This is a genomic window from Paracoccus sp. Z118, assembly GCF_019061185.1.
Lineage (GTDB): Bacteria > Pseudomonadota > Alphaproteobacteria > Rhodobacterales > Rhodobacteraceae > Paracoccus.
Map to the genome: position 1 here is coordinate 180,607 of NZ_JAHQZU010000002.1, position 17,006 is coordinate 197,612.

Annotated in this window: 16 protein-coding genes and 1 riboswitch; of the genes, 4 read left to right on the plus strand and 12 right to left on the minus strand. The window is 68.3% G+C overall.

Translation table 11 applies throughout. The features are described 5' to 3' along the window. Window positions 1–187 precede the first annotated feature (187 nt). The 5 genes from gcvP to KTN05_RS02465 all read right to left on the minus strand — a co-directional run bounded on the left by gcvP (window position 188) and on the right by KTN05_RS02465 (window position 5,570). On the minus strand, window positions 188–3,022 hold the full coding sequence (gene gcvP / locus KTN05_RS02445) for an aminomethyl-transferring glycine dehydrogenase (protein ID WP_217327781.1): 2,835 nt from the start codon (window positions 3,020–3,022) through the stop codon (window positions 188–190). A 10-nt stretch (window positions 3,023–3,032) separates the two neighbouring features. After that, window positions 3,033–3,371: a hypothetical protein gene (locus tag KTN05_RS02450; protein ID WP_217327782.1), complete on the minus strand. Its 339-nt coding sequence runs from the start codon at window positions 3,369–3,371 to the stop codon at window positions 3,033–3,035. Further along, entirely contained in the window at window positions 3,371–3,727 is a 357-nt protein-coding gene (gene gcvH / locus KTN05_RS02455; protein WP_217327885.1) for a glycine cleavage system protein GcvH, read from the minus strand. The genes KTN05_RS02450 and gcvH overlap by 1 nt, the downstream gene beginning before the upstream one ends. A gap of 14 nt (window positions 3,728–3,741) precedes the next feature. Then, window positions 3,742–4,851, minus strand: a complete 1,110-nt coding sequence (gcvT, locus tag KTN05_RS02460) for a glycine cleavage system aminomethyltransferase GcvT (protein ID WP_217327783.1) — start codon at window positions 4,849–4,851, stop codon at window positions 3,742–3,744. A 132-nt stretch (window positions 4,852–4,983) separates the two neighbouring features. After that, window positions 4,984–5,073, minus strand: a riboswitch (glycine riboswitch). Window positions 5,074–5,219: 146 nt separating this feature from the next. Further along, window positions 5,220–5,570, minus strand: coding sequence for a hypothetical protein (locus KTN05_RS02465; RefSeq protein ID WP_217327784.1), 351 nt, complete (start codon window positions 5,568–5,570; stop codon window positions 5,220–5,222). 103 nt (window positions 5,571–5,673) lie between these two features. Here KTN05_RS02465 and KTN05_RS02470 point away from each other — a divergent pair, with 103 nt between their 5' ends. Further along, window positions 5,674–6,567, plus strand: coding sequence for a LysR substrate-binding domain-containing protein (locus KTN05_RS02470; RefSeq protein ID WP_217327785.1), 894 nt, complete (start codon window positions 5,674–5,676; stop codon window positions 6,565–6,567). Window positions 6,568–6,570: 3 nt separating this feature from the next. Here KTN05_RS02470 and KTN05_RS02475 read toward each other — a convergent pair whose 3' ends face one another. The 4 genes from KTN05_RS02475 to KTN05_RS02490 are packed head-to-tail and all read right to left on the minus strand — an operon-like array spanning window position 6,571 to window position 9,629. Continuing rightward, window positions 6,571–6,903, minus strand: a complete 333-nt coding sequence (locus tag KTN05_RS02475; protein WP_217327786.1) for a four-helix bundle copper-binding protein — start codon at window positions 6,901–6,903, stop codon at window positions 6,571–6,573. Between the two features lie 59 nt (window positions 6,904–6,962). Beyond that, on the minus strand, window positions 6,963–8,015 hold the full coding sequence (locus KTN05_RS02480; RefSeq protein WP_217327787.1) for an AI-2E family transporter: 1,053 nt from the start codon (window positions 8,013–8,015) through the stop codon (window positions 6,963–6,965). A gap of 33 nt (window positions 8,016–8,048) precedes the next feature. Then, entirely contained in the window at window positions 8,049–8,834 is a 786-nt protein-coding gene (locus KTN05_RS02485) for an SDR family oxidoreductase (protein WP_217327788.1), read from the minus strand. A 12-nt stretch (window positions 8,835–8,846) separates the two neighbouring features. Further along, entirely contained in the window at window positions 8,847–9,629 is a 783-nt protein-coding gene (locus KTN05_RS02490; RefSeq protein WP_217327789.1) for a 3-hydroxybutyrate dehydrogenase, read from the minus strand. Between the two features lie 144 nt (window positions 9,630–9,773). Here KTN05_RS02490 and KTN05_RS02495 point away from each other — a divergent pair, with 144 nt between their 5' ends. From KTN05_RS02495 to KTN05_RS02505, 3 genes are all read left to right on the plus strand, one after another. Continuing rightward, window positions 9,774–10,337, plus strand: coding sequence for a DUF1440 domain-containing protein (locus KTN05_RS02495; RefSeq protein WP_217327790.1), 564 nt, complete (start codon window positions 9,774–9,776; stop codon window positions 10,335–10,337). A gap of 255 nt (window positions 10,338–10,592) precedes the next feature. Beyond that, window positions 10,593–12,455, plus strand: coding sequence for an extracellular solute-binding protein (locus KTN05_RS02500; RefSeq protein ID WP_217327791.1), 1,863 nt, complete (start codon window positions 10,593–10,595; stop codon window positions 12,453–12,455). 91 nt (window positions 12,456–12,546) lie between these two features. Next, window positions 12,547–12,897 (plus strand): hypothetical protein, encoded by a 351-nt coding sequence (locus KTN05_RS02505; RefSeq protein WP_217327792.1) that lies wholly within the window; start codon window positions 12,547–12,549, stop codon window positions 12,895–12,897. A gap of 307 nt (window positions 12,898–13,204) precedes the next feature. Here KTN05_RS02505 and glyS read toward each other — a convergent pair whose 3' ends face one another. Genes glyS through KTN05_RS02520 form a run of 3 tightly spaced genes read right to left on the minus strand, consistent with a single transcriptional unit; the run spans window position 13,205 to window position 16,985 of the window. Then, on the minus strand, window positions 13,205–15,547 hold the full coding sequence (gene glyS, locus KTN05_RS02510; protein ID WP_217327886.1) for a glycine--tRNA ligase subunit beta: 2,343 nt from the start codon (window positions 15,545–15,547) through the stop codon (window positions 13,205–13,207). Beyond that, window positions 15,544–16,026, minus strand: a complete 483-nt coding sequence (locus KTN05_RS02515) for a DUF6446 family protein (protein ID WP_217327793.1) — start codon at window positions 16,024–16,026, stop codon at window positions 15,544–15,546. Before KTN05_RS02515 ends, glyS begins: the two co-directional genes overlap by 4 nt. Continuing rightward, the gene (locus KTN05_RS02520; protein WP_217327794.1) at window positions 16,023–16,985 is read right to left on the minus strand and encodes a glycine--tRNA ligase subunit alpha; all 963 of its coding nucleotides are present in this window, start codon (window positions 16,983–16,985) and stop codon (window positions 16,023–16,025) included. Before KTN05_RS02520 ends, KTN05_RS02515 begins: the two co-directional genes overlap by 4 nt. Window positions 16,986–17,006: the final 21 nt, after the last annotated feature.

Consider the following 17,006-nt stretch of genomic DNA (forward strand, 5'->3'; position numbering starts at 1 on the left):
TGTCGAGCCGTCAGAATATGCCGAACACGTAGAGCAGGATGATGACGATGATCGGCACACCCAGCAGCCAGGCGATGATTCCCTTCATGGCGCAGTCCCTTTCTGTGATTGCGAAGGGCCAACGCTGCGGAATCTCACGGGTTCCCGCGCGGAAAGCCGGGCGCGGCGGACGCGCCCGGCAGGCGCGTCACTCGGCCGCTTCGGCGTAGGCTTCCAGCGGCGGACAGGTGCAGATCAGGTTGCGGTCGCCATAGGCGTTGTCCACTCGCCCGACCGGCGGCCAGTATTTGTCCACCCGGAACGCCCCCGGCGGGAAGCAGCCCTGTTCACGCGAATAGGCGCGGTCCCATTCGGCGACCAGATCCTCGACCGTGTGCGGGGCATGGCGCAGCGGGCTGTTCTCGGCGCTGATGCGGCCCTCGGCGACCTCGGTGATCTCGTCGCGGATCGCCAGCATGGCCGTGATGAAACGGTCGATCTCGGCCTTCGTCTCGGACTCGGTCGGCTCCACCATCAGCGTGCCCGCGACGGGCCAGCTCATCGTCGGCGCGTGGAAGCCGTTATCGACCAGCCGCTTGGCGATGTCGTCCACGGTGACGCCGTGTTCCGCGAAGGGACGGGTGTCCACAATGCACTCATGCGCGACGCGGCCGCGGTTGCCCATGAACAGGATCGGATAGGCCGAGGCCAGGCGCGAGGCGATGTAGTTCGCGTTCAGGATCGCGACGCGGGTCGCCTGCGTCAGCCCCTCGCCGCCCATCATGCGGATATAGGCCCAGGAGATCAGCAGGATCGAGGCCGAGCCCCACGGCGCGGCCGAGACCGCCCCCGCCCCGTCGCGCGGGTCGGCGGGCAGGTGCGGCGCCAGATGCGCCTTGACCCCGATCGGGCCCATGCCGGGACCGCCGCCGCCATGCGGGATGGCGAAGGTCTTGTGCAGGTTCAGGTGGCTCACGTCGCCACCGATCTCGCCCGGCTTCACCAGCCCGACCAGCGCGTTCATGTTCGCGCCGTCGATATAGACCTGCCCGCCATGGTCATGCGTGATCCGGCAGACCTCGCGCACGGTATCCTCGAAGACGCCGTGCGTGGAGGGATAGGTGATCATCACCGCCGCCAGCTTGTCGCCGGCCTTGGCGGCCTTGTCGGCAAAATCCTCGAGGTCGATGTCGCCGTTCGGGGCCGATTTCACCACCACGACCTTCATCCCGCACATCTGCGCGCTGGCCGGGTTGGTGCCGTGGGCCGAGACCGGGATCAGGCAGACGTCGCGATCCTCGCCGTTCGCCTTGTGATAGGCGGCGATGGTCAGCAGCCCCGCATATTCCCCCTGCGCGCCCGAGTTGGGTTGCAGCGAGAAGGCGTCGTAGCCGGTGATCTCGCACAGCTTGTCGGTCAGGTCGGCGAAGATGTGGTGATAGCCTTCCGCCTGATTTTCCGGCGCGAAGGGGTGCAGAGCGGCGAACTCCGGCCACGAAACCGGCATCATCTCGGCCGCCGCGTTCAGCTTCATCGTGCAGGAGCCGAGCGGGATCATCGCCCGGTCGAGCGCGAGGTCGCGGTCCGACAGGCGGCGCATGTAGCGCATCATCTCGGATTCCGCCCGGTTCATGTGGAAGACCGGGTGGGTCATGTAGTCGCTTTCACGCAGCAGATCGTCGGGGATCGCGGGCGCGGTCGCGGGTTCCGCCGGTTCGGTGATGCCGAAGGCGTCCAGCACGCGGGCGATCACGCCTTCGTCGGTCGTCTCGTCCACGCTGATACCGACGCGGTCGCGGCCCACTTTCCGCAGGTTGATGCCCCGATGGCGGGCGGCGGCCATGATGCCCTGCTGACCGACGCCGACGCGCACGGTGATGGTGTCGAAGAACGCTTCCGGCTGCACGTCAGCCCCCGCCTCGCGCAGCGCGCGGGCAAGCGTTGCCGCGTGCAGATGCACCCGCTGGGCGATGGCGCGCAGGCCGACGGGGCCGTGGAACACGGCGTAGAAACCGGCCATCACCGCCAGCAGCGCCTGCGCGGTGCAGACGTTCGAGGTCGCCTTTTCGCGGCGGATATGCTGCTCGCGGGTCTGAAGCGCGAGACGATAGGCCTGCCGCCCCGCCGCGTCGATGGAAACGCCGACGATCCGGCCCGGCATCGCCCGCTTCATCTCGTCGCGGCAGGACATGAAGCCCGCATGCGGCCCGCCATAGCCCATCGGCACGCCGAAGCGCTGCGCGGACCCCACGCAGATATCGGCGCCCATCGCGCCCGGCTCCTTCAGCAGGCACAGCGCCAGCAGGTCCGTCGCCACCACCGCGATCGCGCCGGCCGTGTGCAGCGCCTCGCATTCGGCGGTGAGGTCGCGGATGTGGCCGAAGGTGCCCGGATACTGGAAGATCGCGCCGAAGACCGCGTTCGGGTCGCAATCCTCGGGGGCGCCCTTCACGATCTCGATCCCCAGCGGCTCGGCGCGGGTCTCGATCACGGAAATCGTCTGCGGGTGCAGGTTCTCGCTGACGAAGAACGCCTTGGCCTTGGACTTCGCCAGCCGCAGCGCCATCGCCATCCCTTCGGCCGCCGCCGTCGCCTCGTCCAGAAGCGAGGCGTTGGCGACCGGCAGGCCGGTCAGGTCCGACACCATCGTCTGGAAGTTCAGCAGCGCTTCCAGCCGCCCCTGCGCGATTTCCGGCTGGTAGGGAGTGTAGGCCGTATACCAGGCCGGGTTCTCGAAGATGTTGCGCTGGATCGCGGGCGGCGTGACGGTGCCGTAATAGCCCTGCCCGATCAGGCTGGTCATCACCTTGTTGCGGCTGCCCACCTCGCGCATCAGCGCCAGCATTTCATGCTCGGACAGCGCCGGCCAGGGCAGCGGCTTGTCCTGCCGGATGGAGCCGGGGACGGTCTGGTCGATCAGCTCGTCAAGCGACGCGCAGCCGACGACCTTCAGCATCGCCTCCATCTCGGCCGGGGACGGGCCGATATGGCGGCGGTTGCCGAAATCGTCGGGGTTGTAGTCGGTGGGAATCCAGCAGGTCATGAAGATCTTCTCAGGGGTTGGCGTCGGCGACGCGCTCGCCCAGCACCAGCCGGATCGAGCCGTCAGGCCGCACGTCGAGATTGGAAAAGCGGAAGACGCCTTCGATCCCCGCAGGGGCCAGCGTCACGGGATCGGCGTCCTTCTGCATGATGACGCGGTCGCCCGAACGCAGCCGCGCGACGTAGTCGTCATAGGCCGGGCCGTCCACCAGCACATCCCGCATCGGGTCGAGATAGTCGCCCGAGGCGAGGTTCCACCAGGTCGAATGCAGGATCGGCAGCACCTGCCCGCCGGTCTCGGCGGTCCAGCGCGACGCGCTGCCCTCGGCGGGATCCAGCGGGCGTTCCATCAGCCGATCAGCTCGTTATAGGCGGCCTCGTCCATGAAACCGTCGAGGCTGACGCCATCCGCCGGCTTGATGCGGAAGAACCACGCAGCCAGCGCGTCGTCGTTGACCCCGCCAGGCGCGTCGGCCAGCGCCGAGTTCACGGCGGTGATCGTCCCGGAAATCGGGGCGGTGATGTCGGACGCGGCCTTGACCGATTCGATCACGACGATCTCCTCGCCCGCCTCGACCTCGCGGCCTTCCTCGGGCAGTTCGATGAACACCACGTCGCCAAGCTGCTCGCTGGCGTGGCGGGTGATGCCGACGACGATCTCATCGCCCTCGGCGCGCAGCCATTCGTGGTCTTCGGTGTATTTCAGCATGGGCCGGTCCTTCAGCGTTTGTAGGTGGGTTTGACGAAGGGGGTGGGCACGACCGTCACCGGCTGGCGGCGGCCGCGCTGCTCGGCGTGGATGGTGGCGCCGTCGGGAATGTCAGCGGGCAGGATCGCCATCGCCATCGGCCCGCCAAGCGAGGGACCGAAGCCGCCCGAGCTGACGGTGCCGATGGGCTCGCCGCCCGCCGCATCCGCGAACAGCACCACGCCCTCGCGGATCGGGGCGCGGCCCTCGGGGCGCAGTCCGCGGCGCGAGCGGGCGGCGTTGCCGAGTTCGGGCAGGATCACATCCGCGCCGGGGAACCCGCCCGCGCGCTCGCCGCCGGTGCGGCGGACCTTGGGGATGGACCAGCCGAGCCCGGCCTCTGCCGGGGTGGTGTCCGGGTCCATGTCGTGGCCATAAAGCGAGAGGCCGGCCTCCAGCCGCAGGCTGTCGCGGGCGCCGAGGCCGATGGGGGCGACCTCGTCCATCGCCAGCAGCCTCTCGGCCACCATGGGGGCCACGCGGGCAGGCATGGAAATCTCGAACCCGTCCTCGCCGGTATAGCCCGAGCGGGTGATCCAGAGGGTTTCGCCCTGAAACTCGACATCGCGGGCGTCCATGAAGCGCATCTCCGCCACTTCGGGCATCAGCCGGGCCAGCGCCGCCGCCGCTGCGGGGCCTTGCAGCGCCAGCAGCCCGCGGTCGGTGACTGGCTCGACGGTGATGCCCCGCGATTCGAGCTGGCGCAGATGGGCGAGGTCCTGCTCGGCGCAGGCGGCGTTGACGACCAGCAGCAGGTGGTCACCTTTATTGGCGATCATCAGGTCGTCGAGGATGCCGCCCCGTTCGTTGGTGAACATCCCGTAGCGCTGCCGCCCGGCGGGGATCCCGACCACGTCGGCAGGCACCAGCGTCTCCAGCGCCTCGGCCGCCCTCTCGCCGCGCAGGATGATCTGGCCCATGTGGCTGACGTCGAACAGCCCGGCTTTCGCGCGGGTGTGCAGGTGTTCGTTCAGAACCCCCATCGGATACTGGACCGGCATTTCCCAGCCGGCGAACGGCACCAGCTTGGCCCCCCGCACAACATGGAGGTCGTAAAGCGGTGTGCGGCGCAAATCGTTCATCGAGCATCCCCAAATGCGGCCTTGCGCCGCGACCAAGATGCCCCCTCTGTCCTTGCCCCGCCTTGCGACTTCGGGCGCCTGAGATCGTTATCCTTCGGCGGGCCACCCGAGGGCGGCCACTCTTCAGAGTGTCGTGCGGACCCGGTCCTTTTGCCTGAGAGTTTGCCGGGGCGGCTGCTCCTTCGGCCCTGGGAAAGCGCCAGCGTCTCCCGGTGTCCAAGAAGGTTGGTAGCCCGGCGATCCGGTTCTGGCAAGGGGCTTGAGCGGCGGGCCGGGCGGATGCGGAAGGGCCGCGCGGACGAATGCCGGCAGCATTGCGCGTAGCCGCCGGCCTCAGCGCGGCAGTGCAGCCCCGCAGGCGGCAGGCGTCACCAGAGCCAGCCGCTGAGCGTGCAGTCCGGGCGGTCGCCGGACACGAAGGTCCGGCCGTCATTCTCGAAATGGGCGGGCGGCAGGTCGCCGTTCAGGCCGAGGTCGTGGCGCAGATGCTCGGGGATCAGCCGGACCGACCGGCGCTCGGCCGCATGTTCCCGATGGTGGAGCCACCACAGGCGCAGCGAACGGCCATGCCGGGGCATGAAGACCTCGGCCTCGGTAATGACACCGACGGCGGTGCCGGGAACCGGCAGGATGCCGAGCGGGGGAACGGGCCGGGTCTCGGGATCGGCCCAGCCCCATTCGAGCCAGGCCGGGTGATGGCGAAATGCAAGCGTGCTCATGGCGAATCGTCCTTCGGGCCATGCTTTGATGAATGGACCAAGGGTGCTACCATTCGGGCCTGCGATCCAACAAAGCCGCGGCATGGCGGCACAAGGTTGGCTTATGCATCACCTCCCGCCCCTTTCGGCTGTCCGCGCCTTCGAGGCCGCCGCCCGGCACCTGTCCTTCACGGCCGCCGCGGGCGAGCTGGGCATGACACAGGCCGGGGTCAGCTATCAGATCCGCATCCTGGAAGAACGGCTGGGCGGGCGGCTGTTCCTGCGCAAGCCGCGCGGGCTGGAGCTGACGGCGCTCGGCCAGCGGCTTGCCCCCGCGACGCGCGAGGCGTTCGACATGCTTCGCAGCATCTATGCCCATGACGGCACCGGGCCGGAGACGCTGTCGATCAGCACCCTGCCGACCTTCGCGGGGAACTGGCTGTCGCAGCGGCTGGCGCATTTCCAGACGGCCAATCCGGGCCTTTCGGTGCGGCTGGACGCCTCGGACGCGCTGATCGATTTCGCCCGCGAGGATTTCGATCTCGCCATCCGCTACGGCATGGGCGACTGGCCGGGGCTGACCGCCCATCACCTCTTCGACGTGGATTTCACCCCGATGCTGTCGCCCGAACTGGCCCGGCGCCACGGGCCGCTGACCGAACCGGCGCAGATCATGTCGCTGCACCGGCTCGCCCCCGCCGATCCGGCGTGGGACGTGTGGCTGGCCGCCGCCGGGTTGCCGCGCAGCGAAGCGCCGCCGGGCCCGGTCCTGCAACTCGGAACCCAGATCCACGAGGCGCGGGCCGCGGTCGCCGCCGAGGGGGTGGCGCTGCTGACCCCCCGTTTCTTCCGGTTCGAACTGGCGACGGGCGCGCTGGTGCAGCCGTTCCCGATCCTCGCCGCGAATGGCCGCGCCTACTGGCTGGTCTATCCGCCCGCCCGCCGCAATCTGCCGGCGATCCGCGCGTTCCGCCGCTTCCTTCAGGCCGAGATCGCGGCAGAGGCTGAGACGGCCTGAATCTCAGGCCGCCATCTTGCGGCATTCCTCGGCGCAGTGGCGGCAGGCGCGGACGCAATCCTCCATCCCTGCCATGCCCTCGCAGTCCTTCGCGCAGGCCTCGCAGATCTCGGCGCAGGCGCGGCAACTGTGGCGGTGGAGGGGCGATCCGGTCAGCATGATATGGGCCGAGGCGCGGCACATTTCGGCGCAGGCGGCCATGATGCGGACGTGATCCGGCGCGACATGCTCGCCCCCGGTTTCCACGCAATGGCCCATCAGCATGGAATGGCAGGTGACATAGCAGGCGAGGCAGGCGTCGATGCAGGCCTGCATGTCCGTCTGGACGTGTTGCATTGCAGTCGCTCCGTTGATCGTGGCGTCGGCTCAACGGACATGGGCGGGCGGGGTTCCGTTCACCCCTCCTCGCCCGGCACCTCGACATCCTCGCGCAGGACCTCGCGCATCCAGAGCTTCTTGACCACGACCAGCCCGACCACCGCCAGCGGCGTGGCCACCAGCACGCCCAAGGGACCGAGCAGCGTGCCGAAGGCGAAGATGGCGAACAGCGTCAGGATCGGCGGCAGCTCCACCGAATACTGTTGGACCAGCGGCGTGATGACGATGGTTTCGATCTGCTGGACGACGAAGTAGAGCCCCGCCACCCAGAGCGCCGTGGCGGGGCTGTCGGCAAGGCCCACCACCACCGCCGGAACGGCCGCCGCCACCGGACCCACCAGCGGGACGAAGTCGAACAGACCGGCGATGAGACCCAGGACCAGCGCCCCCTGAACGCCCAGCAGCCACAGCCCGGCCGTGACGAGCGTGCCCACCATCGCCATCGCCACGAGCTGCCCCAGCAGCCAGAGCCTGAGCGCGCTGCCCACCGTCACGAGCGTGTCGCGGGCCAGAGCCTGCTGGGATTCGGGCACCAGCATCACCAGCCCTTCGACATTGTCCTGCGGCGCGAGGGCGAAGTAGATGCCGCCTGCCACCACGACGAGGACCTGCGCGGCGACGCTGAACGCAGAGGTCGAGAAGCCGGCGACGTTGATGACCCATTGGCCGTTGGTCAGCACCGCGAAACGTTGCCGGTCGAGCCATTCGCCCAGGCCCTCGATGCCCAGCCGGTCCTCGGCAGCGGCCACGATCGACGGCAGATTCTCGATGAGCAGTTGCGCCTGCGCCAATATCCGGTCGCCCAGCATCACGAGGAAACCGACCACGACCGCGCCGATCAGCAGCGCGGCGATGATGACCGCCCAGCGGCGCGAAAGCGGGGTGAACCGCTCGATCGGGGCCGCCGCCGCGCGCAGCAGGGTCGCGACAAGGATCGCGCCGAAGACCAGCAGCAGCACGCCGGAGAGCTGCCACAGAAGCAGCACGGCGACAACGATGGCGACCGCAAGGACGATGACCTTCGCGGCGTCCCAAAGCCACCTGTTGTCGTCTCTCGCCGGTCTGCCCATGGCCCGTGCCCCTGCCCACGCCGCCGTGCGGCGCTACATCGTCGAGTTGTAGATCCCGCCGTCCAGCATCACGTTCTGGCCGATCATGAACCGCGCGTGTTCCGAACACATGAACGCGCAGGCGGCGCCGAAGTCCTCGGGGCGGCCATAGACGCCGGTGGGGATGCTCGCCTGCCGCTTGGCGCGCGCCTCGTCGATGGAAATGCCCTGCGCCTTGGACGCGGCGGTGTCCAGCGAGACGGCGCGGTCGGTGTCGTGCATCCCCGGCAGCAGGTTGTTGACGCAGACGCCGCTGCCCGCGATCTGCCGCGACATGCCGGCGACAAAGCCGGTCAGCCCGGTGCGGGCGGTGTTCGACAGGCCAAGCTGCGCGATGGGCGAGCGGACGGCGGCCGAGGTGATGTTGACCACCCTGCCCCAGCCGCGTTCCATCATACCCGGCACCAGCGCCTGCATCAGCGCGATGGCGGTCAGCATGTTGGCGTCGATGGCGCGGATGAAATCGTCGCGGCTCCAGTCCTGCCAGTTGCCGGGGGGCGGGCCGCCCGCGTTGTTCACGAGGATGTCGGCCTGCCCGCCTTCCAGCGCGGCCAGCACCTTCTCGCGCCCCTCGGGCGTGGTGATGTCGGCGGCGACCGGGATCACCTCGACCCCGTGGCGGTCCGCGATCTCCTTCGCGGTGGCCTCGAGCGTTTCCTGCGTGCGGGCGTTGATGACGAGGTTCACGCCCTCGGCCGCCAGCGCCTCGGCGCAGGCCCGGCCCAACCCCTTGGATGCGGCGCAGACCAGCGCCCGCTTGCCCTTGATTCCCATGTCCATCGCGTATCCTCCTTAAAGCGCGGTCCAGCCGCCATCGACCGAGATCGTCGTCCCCGTGATCTGCGCGGCTGCGTCCGAGCACAGGAACACCGCCGTCCCGCCAAGCTGTTCGACCGTGGCGAACTCGCCCGAGGGCTGGCGGGCCAGCATCACCTTGGCGATCACGTCCTCGCGGCTCATGCTGTGGGTCTTCATCTGGTCGGGGATCTGCTTTTCCACGATCGGCGTCAGCACATAACCGGGGCAGATCGCGTTGCACGTGATCGGGTCGGTCGCGGTTTCCAGCGCCGTGACCTTGGTCAGCCCGACGACGCCGTGCTTGGCCGCGACATAGGCCGACTTGAAGGGCGAGGCGGTCAGCCCGTGGGCCGAGGCGATGTTGACGATCCGACCCCAACCCGCTGCGCGCATCATCGGCAGCGCGACGGCCGAGGTGTGGAAGGCCGAGTTCAGGTTGATGGCGATGATCGCGTCCCAACGCTCGGCCGGGAAATCGGGGATCGGCGCGACATGCTGGATGCCCGCGTTGTTCACGAGGATGTCGCAGCGCCCCGCCTTCTCGACCAGCGCGCGGCAATCGGCGGGCTTCGCCATGTCGCCCCGGATGTAGCGGGCCTTGACGCCGTGTTCGGCGGACAGCCTTTCGGCCAGTTCGTGGTCCTGCGCGTCGTCCGTGAAGCTGTTGATGACCAGATCGGCCCCGGCGGCCGCAAGCGCCTCGGCGATGCCCAGCCCGATGCCGCTGTTCGATCCGGTGACGACGGCGGTCCTGCCCGCCAGTATCCTGCCCGTCATGTTCCCTGTCCTTCCTGCCCCGGTGGTGGCGCGACCTTAGCGCCGGCAAAGCCGCATCCGCCAGCCCCTTCCTGCCGCCAGCCGCGCCGGAACCGCGCCGCCCGCCGCCCCGTTGGTTTCCCGCCCAAACCCATGGAGGCTGCAATGACACGGCACCACAGGACGGATCACTACGACGACGATGACGGCGATCTCGGCGAAGCTCTGCTCAAGGGGACTGTCGCGGGGGTCGCCGCCTCGGTCGCGCTGGACCGGCTGGACTGGTATATGTGGGACCATCTGGACCCCGAAACCCGCCAGCAGACCCGCAGCGTTCGCCCCGATGGGCTGGATCCCGGCCATGTCGTCGCGCGCAAGATCGCCCGCGCGATGGGCACGGACATCGAGCCGAAGGGCCGGGACAACCAGCACCCCGCCGGGGTGGCGGTCCATTTCGCCATCGGCGTGGCCCCCGCGCTGGCCTATGCGGCGATGCGGGACCGGACCCCGGCGCTGACCGCGGGCTGCGGGACGCTGTTCGGGCTGGGGCTGTTCCTGGTCCAGGACGAGGGGATGAACACCGTCAGCGGACTTGGCGCGAAGCCGCGCGAATATCCTTGGCAGGCCCACGCGCGGGGGCTGATCGCCCATCTGGTCTATGGCGCGGTGCTGGAAGGCGCGATGCGGCTGCTGGACGGCCCGCCGAAACGGCGCCGACGCCGATACTGAGAGGCCCGCCGGATCGCACATCCGGCGCCCTGCCGCGCGTGCCGCACCCGCCCGCAGCAAAAAAAGACGCCCGCACAAGGCGGGCGTCAAGTCATGAGGCAGGTTTCATACAGGCAAGAAACCTATCGAGCAGTAGGATTGGTATACGCCTTCCACCGCCCGAGTCCAAGGCTCAAGTTTGCCAGCCCCCTTGCGCTTCGGTAAGTTCGGAACGCAAGAGCCGGACCATACCGGCCACCAAGGGGCAGCCGAGCGATGCGAATCTTCAATATTGCTGACGAATCCGCGATTGCGCGTGTGCTGCGCGTGATTTCCGTGGCCGTGCTGACTGTTGCAGCGATGCCGCTGGCAAGTGCCGCCGAGCCGTCCCATGCCATTGCAATGGTTGGAAAACCCGCGCTTCCCCCCGGCTTCACCCACCTGCCCTATGCCAACCCGGACGCGCCCAAGGGCGGCGCGATTCGACTGGCCGAGCCGGGTGGTTTCGATTCGCTGAAGCCGTGGGTGCTCAAGGGCAATCCGGCCTGGGCGGTGGGGACGCATGTCGCGGAAACGCTGATGTTCCGTTCGATCGACGAGCCGTTCACCCTTTACGGCCTGCTGGCGGAAACCGTGGAGACCGACCCTGAGCGCACTTGGGTCGAGTTCACCCTTCGCCCCGAGGCCCGGTTTTCCGACGACTCGTCCGTCACCATCGAGGACGTGATGTGGTCCTACGAGACGCTGGGAACCGAAGGCCACCCCCGCTACGCCGGCGCCTGGGCCAAGGTCGAGCGGATGGAGCAGACCGGCCCCCGGTCCGTCCGCTTCACCTTCAACACCCCCGACCGCGAATTGGCGATGCTGATGGGGATGCGCCCGATCCTGAAGAAGGCGCAGTGGGAAGGGCAGGATTTCAGCCAGTCCGGGCTGGAGCCGCCGATCGGCTCCGGCCCCTATGTCATCGACCGCGTCGATCCGGGCCGCTCGATCAGCTTCGCCCGCGATCCCGACTGGTGGGGCGCGGACCTGCCCGTGAACCGCGGGCTGCACAACATCGACACCATCCGCTACGATTATTTCTCGGACACCAACGCCATGTTCCAGGCCTTCAAGGCCGGCGAGGTGAACGTCTGGCGCGAACTCGACGGCGCGAAATGGGCCAGCGAATACGGCTTTCCGGCGCGGGTGGAGGGGAAGGTCGTGCAGGCGGAAATCCCGCATGAACGGCCCTCGGGGATCATGGGTTTGGCGATGAACACCCGCAACCCGGTCTTCGCGGACTGGCGCGTGCGGCAGGCGATGATCGAGGCGTTCAACTACCAGTTCATCAACGCCGCCCTGACCGGCGGGGTGGACCCGCGCATCACCAGCTATTTCGCGAACTCCGATCTCGCCATGCGCCCTGGCCCCGCGGACGGCGAGGTGGCGGACCTGCTGGCGCCCTACGCCGCGGACCTGCTGCCCGGCACGCTTGAAGGCTACACGCTGCCTGACGGCAGCCCGGACGCGCTGAACCGCAAGGGGCTGCGCACGGCGCTGGCGCTGCTGGAGGACGCCGGCTGGACGGTGGCCGAAGACGGGATGCTGCGCCGCGCGGATGGTTCGGCGTTCCAGTTCGAGATCCTGCTGAACCAGTCCGGCAGCGCCATGCGTTCGGGCAGCGAAGTGCTGAAGATCGTCGGCATCTATGTCGAGGCGCTGAAGCATATCGGCATCCGCCCCGAAGTGACGCTGCTCGACAGCGCCCAGTTCATCGAGCGCACCAACCGCTTCGCCTTCGACATGGCGTGGTATGAGCGCGGCCTGTCGCTGTCGCCGGGGAACGAGCAGGCGCTCTACTGGGGCTCGGCCAGCGCGACGCAGCAGGGCAGCAAGAACTGGATGGGCGTCACCTCGCCCGCCATCGACGCGATGATCGCCCGGATGGTGAACGCGACCGACGCGCAGGACTACACCGCCGCCGTCCGCGCGCTGGACCGGCTGCTGACGGCAGGGCGCTATGTCATCCCGGTCTCGTTCTCGCCCGTCAGCCGGATCGCGCATTCATCCGATCTGCACTTTCCGCAGCAGACGCCGATCTATGGCGACTGGCCGGGCTTCATGCCGGAAACCTGGTGGGCCGCCCCGGCCCGCTGAGGAAGCCGCCGCAACATTGGGAACCGTGGCGCGGCTTTCCCGTTTCGCTCACAAGAAGGGGCACGCCCCGCAGAGCAGAAGGAATCGCCCCATGAAGTGGTCGCATGTGCAGGAGAACTGGTCCGCGTTCTACGAGGCCATCCTGGAAAAATGGCCCGACGCCGACGAGGCCGAGCTTGACGAGATCGATGGCGACCAGCGCGCCTTCGTGACCTATGTCGCGCAGATCACCGAGGCCGAGCCCTCGGACGCCCGCGACGAGATCCGCGAATGGCTCGCGGGCGAGCTGCCCGCCGATGTCGTGATGGACCCGATGCACGACAACCATTCGATCAACCTGTCGGCCAAATACGTGCCCGAGGGCGAGGACGAACTGGCCGACGACGCCCGCTTCGGCGACGACGACGACTACCCCGACGACGGCGACACCGAGCGGCGCTAGCAGGGGGCTGTCCGCCCCCGCCGCGCTGACGCGCGACTCCCCCGCGGGATATTTGCAGCCGCCCGAGAGGGCTTCGGGCGGCTGCAAATATCCCGCGGGGGTCCGGGGGCGCGAGGCCCCCGTGTGCTTCCGCACGACATCGGCATCATGGGGCCGGGAAAGCTCGTCCGGTCCTCGCCTTTGCGTTTCGGGCGTTCGGTGGGAAAGGACCACGGGACCTTTTCCTGATCGGCTCCTCAAGCCTTGCGCGTTCCGCTTGGGGCGTTCGGAACTGCAAACGGTCCGCAAGTCCGTTCGCGGCCTCCCCTCACCCCTCGATCTTGCCGAAATCCGCGATCAGACGCCCCGCCTCGCGGATGCGCGAAAGCAGGTTGAGCCGGTTGCGGCGCAGGATCTGATTGTCGCTGTTGACCTGCACCGCCTCGAAGAAGGCGTCGATGGGGCCGCGCAGCGCGGCGATGGCCGTCATGGCGGCGGGGAAATCCTCGGCCCGCATGGCGCTCGCGATCTTCGGCTCGGCCGCGTCGAGGGCGGCGAAGAGGGCGCGCTCCTCGTCGGTGTCAGCGAATTTCGGGTCGGCGCCGAAGGAGTATTCGACGCCGTCCTTTTCCTCGGCCTGCGCGAGGATGTTGGCGGCGCGTTTGAGGCCCTGCAGGAGGTTGGTGCCGTCCTCGGTTTTGAGCATGTCGTTCAGCGCGGTCGCGCGGCGGACGACAAGGGTGAGGTCGTCCGAGCCGGGCATCGCCAGCACCGCGTCGATCACGTCATGGCGGATGCCCTTCTCGCGGAGATGGACCTTGAGGCGGTCGTGGAGGAAGGCGAGGAGGCTATCGACTTGCTCGCCTCTCGGGCGGAATGGTTCGTCAGCATACGATGTAAACAGAGTAGGGGTGCGAACGACGCCAGCTTGGCTGTACTGTACTATCGAACTTTCAACAGCGTAGTAGACATTCCCTTGGTCAGTTAGCTCGCTAATCTGTTCCCATCCGAACGGTTCATAGATTGCATAGGTACCGCTCTCATCCTCATCAAACGAGACGTGCGCGGTACGTTCAAAGAACGTACCTTCATCATCATTGCAATATACATGACCAAGCCGCATTTGGCCCGACAGATTGTACATCAGGCCGTAGTATGCCGCGCTAGCTGTTTCTAGGAGCGGCAGCCGCACTTGATTTCCCAGCACCAGCCGGATCACCCCCAACGCCGCCCTCCGCAGCGCGAAGGGGTCCTTGCTCCCGGTGGGCTTCTCATCAATCGCCCAGAACCCCGTCAGCGTGTCCAGCTTGTCGGCGAGCGCCACCGCCACCGGTACCGGCGCAGAAGGCACCTCGTCCGACGGCCCCAGCGGCGAATAATGGTCCCGCGCCGCGTCGGCCACCGCGTCCGGCAGCCCGGCGGCCTGCGCGTAATAGCGGCCCATCGTCCCCTGCAGCTCGGGGAACTCGCCCACCATTGCGGACCGCAGGTCCAGCTTCGCCACCCGCGCGGCCTGCTCGGCCTGATCTGCATCAGCGCCCACGGCCGGCGCGATCTCGCTGGCGAGCGCGGCGATCCGCTCCACCCGGTCGGCCTGTGATCCGAGCCTGGCGTGGAATGTCACGGATTTCAGCCCCTCGGCCCACTCGCCCATGCCCGCTTTCGCGACCCGCAGGTCGTTCTCCCAGAAGAACGCGGCGTCCGACAGCCGCGCGGCCAGCACGCGCTGGTTGCCCTTCAGGATCGTCGCCCCGTCGTCGGAGGTCTCGATGTTCGCCACCGTCACGAAGCCCTCGATCCGCCCCGTCGCCGGGTTGCGGGCGGACAGGAACTTCTGGTGCTCCTTCATCGAGGTCTGCAGCACCTCGGGCGGCAGGTCGAGGAAGCGGTCCTCGATCACGCCCATCAGCGGCACGGGCCATTCGACCAGCCCTGCGAGTTCCGCCATCAGCCCGTCGTCGGGCACGATCTCCCACCCGCGCGCGAAGGCGAGGTTCGCGGCCTCCTGCCGGATCGCGGCTTCGCGCTCGGCGGGGTCGAGCATGACGCGCGCCCGACGCAGTTTAGCGGCGTAGTCGTCGAAGCCCGTCACCCGGAACGCGTCGGGCGCCATGAAGCGGTGGCCGCGCGTCGTGTCGCCGGCCGCGATGCCGTCCACGCTCAACGGCACGATCTGCGCGCCCGCCTCGTCCGACAGGATCGCAAGGATGGAATGCAGCGGGCGCACCCAGCGCAAAGACCCCGAGCCCCAGCGCATCGACTTGGGCCAGGGGAAGTCGCGGATCGTCGCCTCAAGCACTTCGGCCACGATCTCCGCCGCCTCGCGGCCCGGCTTCTCGATCACGGCGAAGTAGACCTCGCCCTTCTTCTCGGCGCGGCGTTCCAGCTGCTCCAGCGTCAGGCCGGTGGAGCGCAGGAAGCCCTCGACCGCCTTCTCGGGCGCGTCCGTGCGCGGCCCCTTGCGCTCCTCGCGCACGGGCTTCGATTCCGCCGTCAGCCCCTCGACCGCCAGCGTCAGCCGGCGCGGGGTCGAAAAGGCCCCTGCCGAGGCGTAGGTCAGCCCCGCCTCGACCAGACCGTCCGTCACCAGCCGCTTCAGGTCCTCGCGGGCGCGGGGCTGCATGCGGGCGGGGATCTCCTCGGAGAACAGTTCGATGAGAAGGTCCATCAGTCCATCACTCCGCGTTCCGGGGTCTTGTCGTTGAACTGGTGCCAGCCGAAGGCGCGGCCGTCGGGATAGACGACGATCACCCGGTCCACGTCGGGGCGGACATCCGCCTGCCCCAGCACGGCGCGGGCAGCGCCGGATTCCAGATCCTCGGTCAGCCCGCGGGCCGAATAGCAGCGGAACCAGCGCGGGCCGTTGAGCGGCGTCGCGCCCGTGTAAGGCGCGGCGTCCGCGATCTCGGCGGGATCGAGCGTGAAGCAGCCGCGCCAGCGGATCGGCGAGGAGCTGGCGTCGATAGCGCGGAAGCCCTCGACCTCCACCGAACGGGCCCTGCCGTCCGGCAGCGTCACGGTGATCTCGTTCGGGCCGGTGATCTCGTCGAATTCCTCGTAGAAGCCGTAGACCTGCAGGTAATACATCGCGAGCCCCGCCAGCAGAGCCGTCAGCACCAGCATCGAGACCATGATCTTGCCGGTGGTCATGCCTCTGCCCCCGCGTTCCGGCCCGTCGCGGCCTCGGTCGTCACGAACAGGTCGGCGCAGGCCTTCGCCAGCGCCCGGACCCGGCCGATATAGGCCTGCCGCTCGGTGACGGAGATGACGCCGCGCGCGTCCAGCAGGTTGAAGATGTGGCTGGCCTTGATCGCCTGATCGTAAGCCGGATGCGCCATCGGGATATGCCGCCCGGCGCTGTCCTCGGCAGGGGCGTTCAGGATGCGGGCGCATTCCGCCTCGGCATCCCTGAAGTGCTGGAGCAGCATGTCGGTATCCGCCACCTCGAAGTTCCAGCGGGAATATTCGCGTTCGGTCTGGCGGAAGACGTCGCCATAGGTCAGCGGGATGGCGGCGTCGGGGGCGTTGAAGGGCATGTCCATGACGTGTTCCACGCCCAGCACATACATCGCCAGCCGCTCGAGCCCGTAGGTCAGCTCGCCCGAGACGGGGCGGCAGTCATGGCCGCCGACCTGCTGGAAATAGGTGAACTGGCTGACCTCCATCCCGTCGCACCAGACCTCCCAGCCGAGGCCCCAGGCGCCGAGCGTGGGGGATTCCCAGTCATCCTCGACGAAGCGGACATCGTGGATCAGCGGGTCCAGCCCGATCGCCTTGAGGCTGCCGAGGTAAAGCTCCTGCAGGTTCGGGGGCGAGGGTTTGATGATGACCTGATATTGATAATAGTGCTGAAGCCGGTTCGGGTTCTCGCCGTAGCGGCCATCCGTGGGGCGGCGCGAGGGCTGGACATAGGCCGCCGCCCAGGGCCGTGTGCCCAGCGAACGCAGCGTCGTGGCCGGGTGGAAGGTGCCCGCGCCGACTTCCATGTCGTAAGGTTGCAGGATCGCGCAGCCGGTCGCCGCCCAGTAGGATTGCAGGCGCAGGATCACGTCCTGAAAGCAGCGCGGGCGATCGACCTGCGGCACGGGCTGAGGCTGGGGGCTGGTCATCCCGGCGTCCTTTTGCATAAC

What these genes read in the sequence shown, in the direction of transcription:
- gcvP (WP_217327781.1), bottom strand. Translation starts at nt 3,022, where the DNA reads ATGACCTGCTGGATTCCCACCGACTACAACCCCGACGATTTCGGCAAC.
- KTN05_RS02470 (WP_217327785.1), top strand. Translation starts at nt 5,674, where the DNA reads ATGCATCACCTCCCGCCCCTTTCGGCTGTCCGCGCCTTCGAGGCCGCC.
- gcvT (WP_217327783.1), bottom strand. Translation starts at nt 4,851, where the DNA reads ATGAACGATTTGCGCCGCACACCGCTTTACGACCTCCATGTTGTGCGG.
- KTN05_RS02515 (WP_217327793.1), bottom strand. Translation starts at nt 16,026, where the DNA reads ATGACCACCGGCAAGATCATGGTCTCGATGCTGGTGCTGACGGCTCTG.
- KTN05_RS02485 (WP_217327788.1), bottom strand. Translation starts at nt 8,834, where the DNA reads ATGGACATGGGAATCAAGGGCAAGCGGGCGCTGGTCTGCGCCGCATCC.
- KTN05_RS02475 (WP_217327786.1), bottom strand. Translation starts at nt 6,903, where the DNA reads ATGCAACACGTCCAGACGGACATGCAGGCCTGCATCGACGCCTGCCTC.
- KTN05_RS02520 (WP_217327794.1), bottom strand. Translation starts at nt 16,985, where the DNA reads ATGACCAGCCCCCAGCCTCAGCCCGTGCCGCAGGTCGATCGCCCGCGC.
- KTN05_RS02490 (WP_217327789.1), bottom strand. Translation starts at nt 9,629, where the DNA reads ATGACGGGCAGGATACTGGCGGGCAGGACCGCCGTCGTCACCGGATCG.
- KTN05_RS02500 (WP_217327791.1), top strand. Translation starts at nt 10,593, where the DNA reads ATGCGAATCTTCAATATTGCTGACGAATCCGCGATTGCGCGTGTGCTG.
- KTN05_RS02465 (WP_217327784.1), bottom strand. Translation starts at nt 5,570, where the DNA reads ATGAGCACGCTTGCATTTCGCCATCACCCGGCCTGGCTCGAATGGGGC.
- KTN05_RS02495 (WP_217327790.1), top strand. Translation starts at nt 9,774, where the DNA reads ATGACACGGCACCACAGGACGGATCACTACGACGACGATGACGGCGAT.
- KTN05_RS02450 (WP_217327782.1), bottom strand. Translation starts at nt 3,371, where the DNA reads ATGGAACGCCCGCTGGATCCCGCCGAGGGCAGCGCGTCGCGCTGGACC.
- KTN05_RS02480 (WP_217327787.1), bottom strand. Translation starts at nt 8,015, where the DNA reads ATGGGCAGACCGGCGAGAGACGACAACAGGTGGCTTTGGGACGCCGCG.
- KTN05_RS02505 (WP_217327792.1), top strand. Translation starts at nt 12,547, where the DNA reads ATGAAGTGGTCGCATGTGCAGGAGAACTGGTCCGCGTTCTACGAGGCC.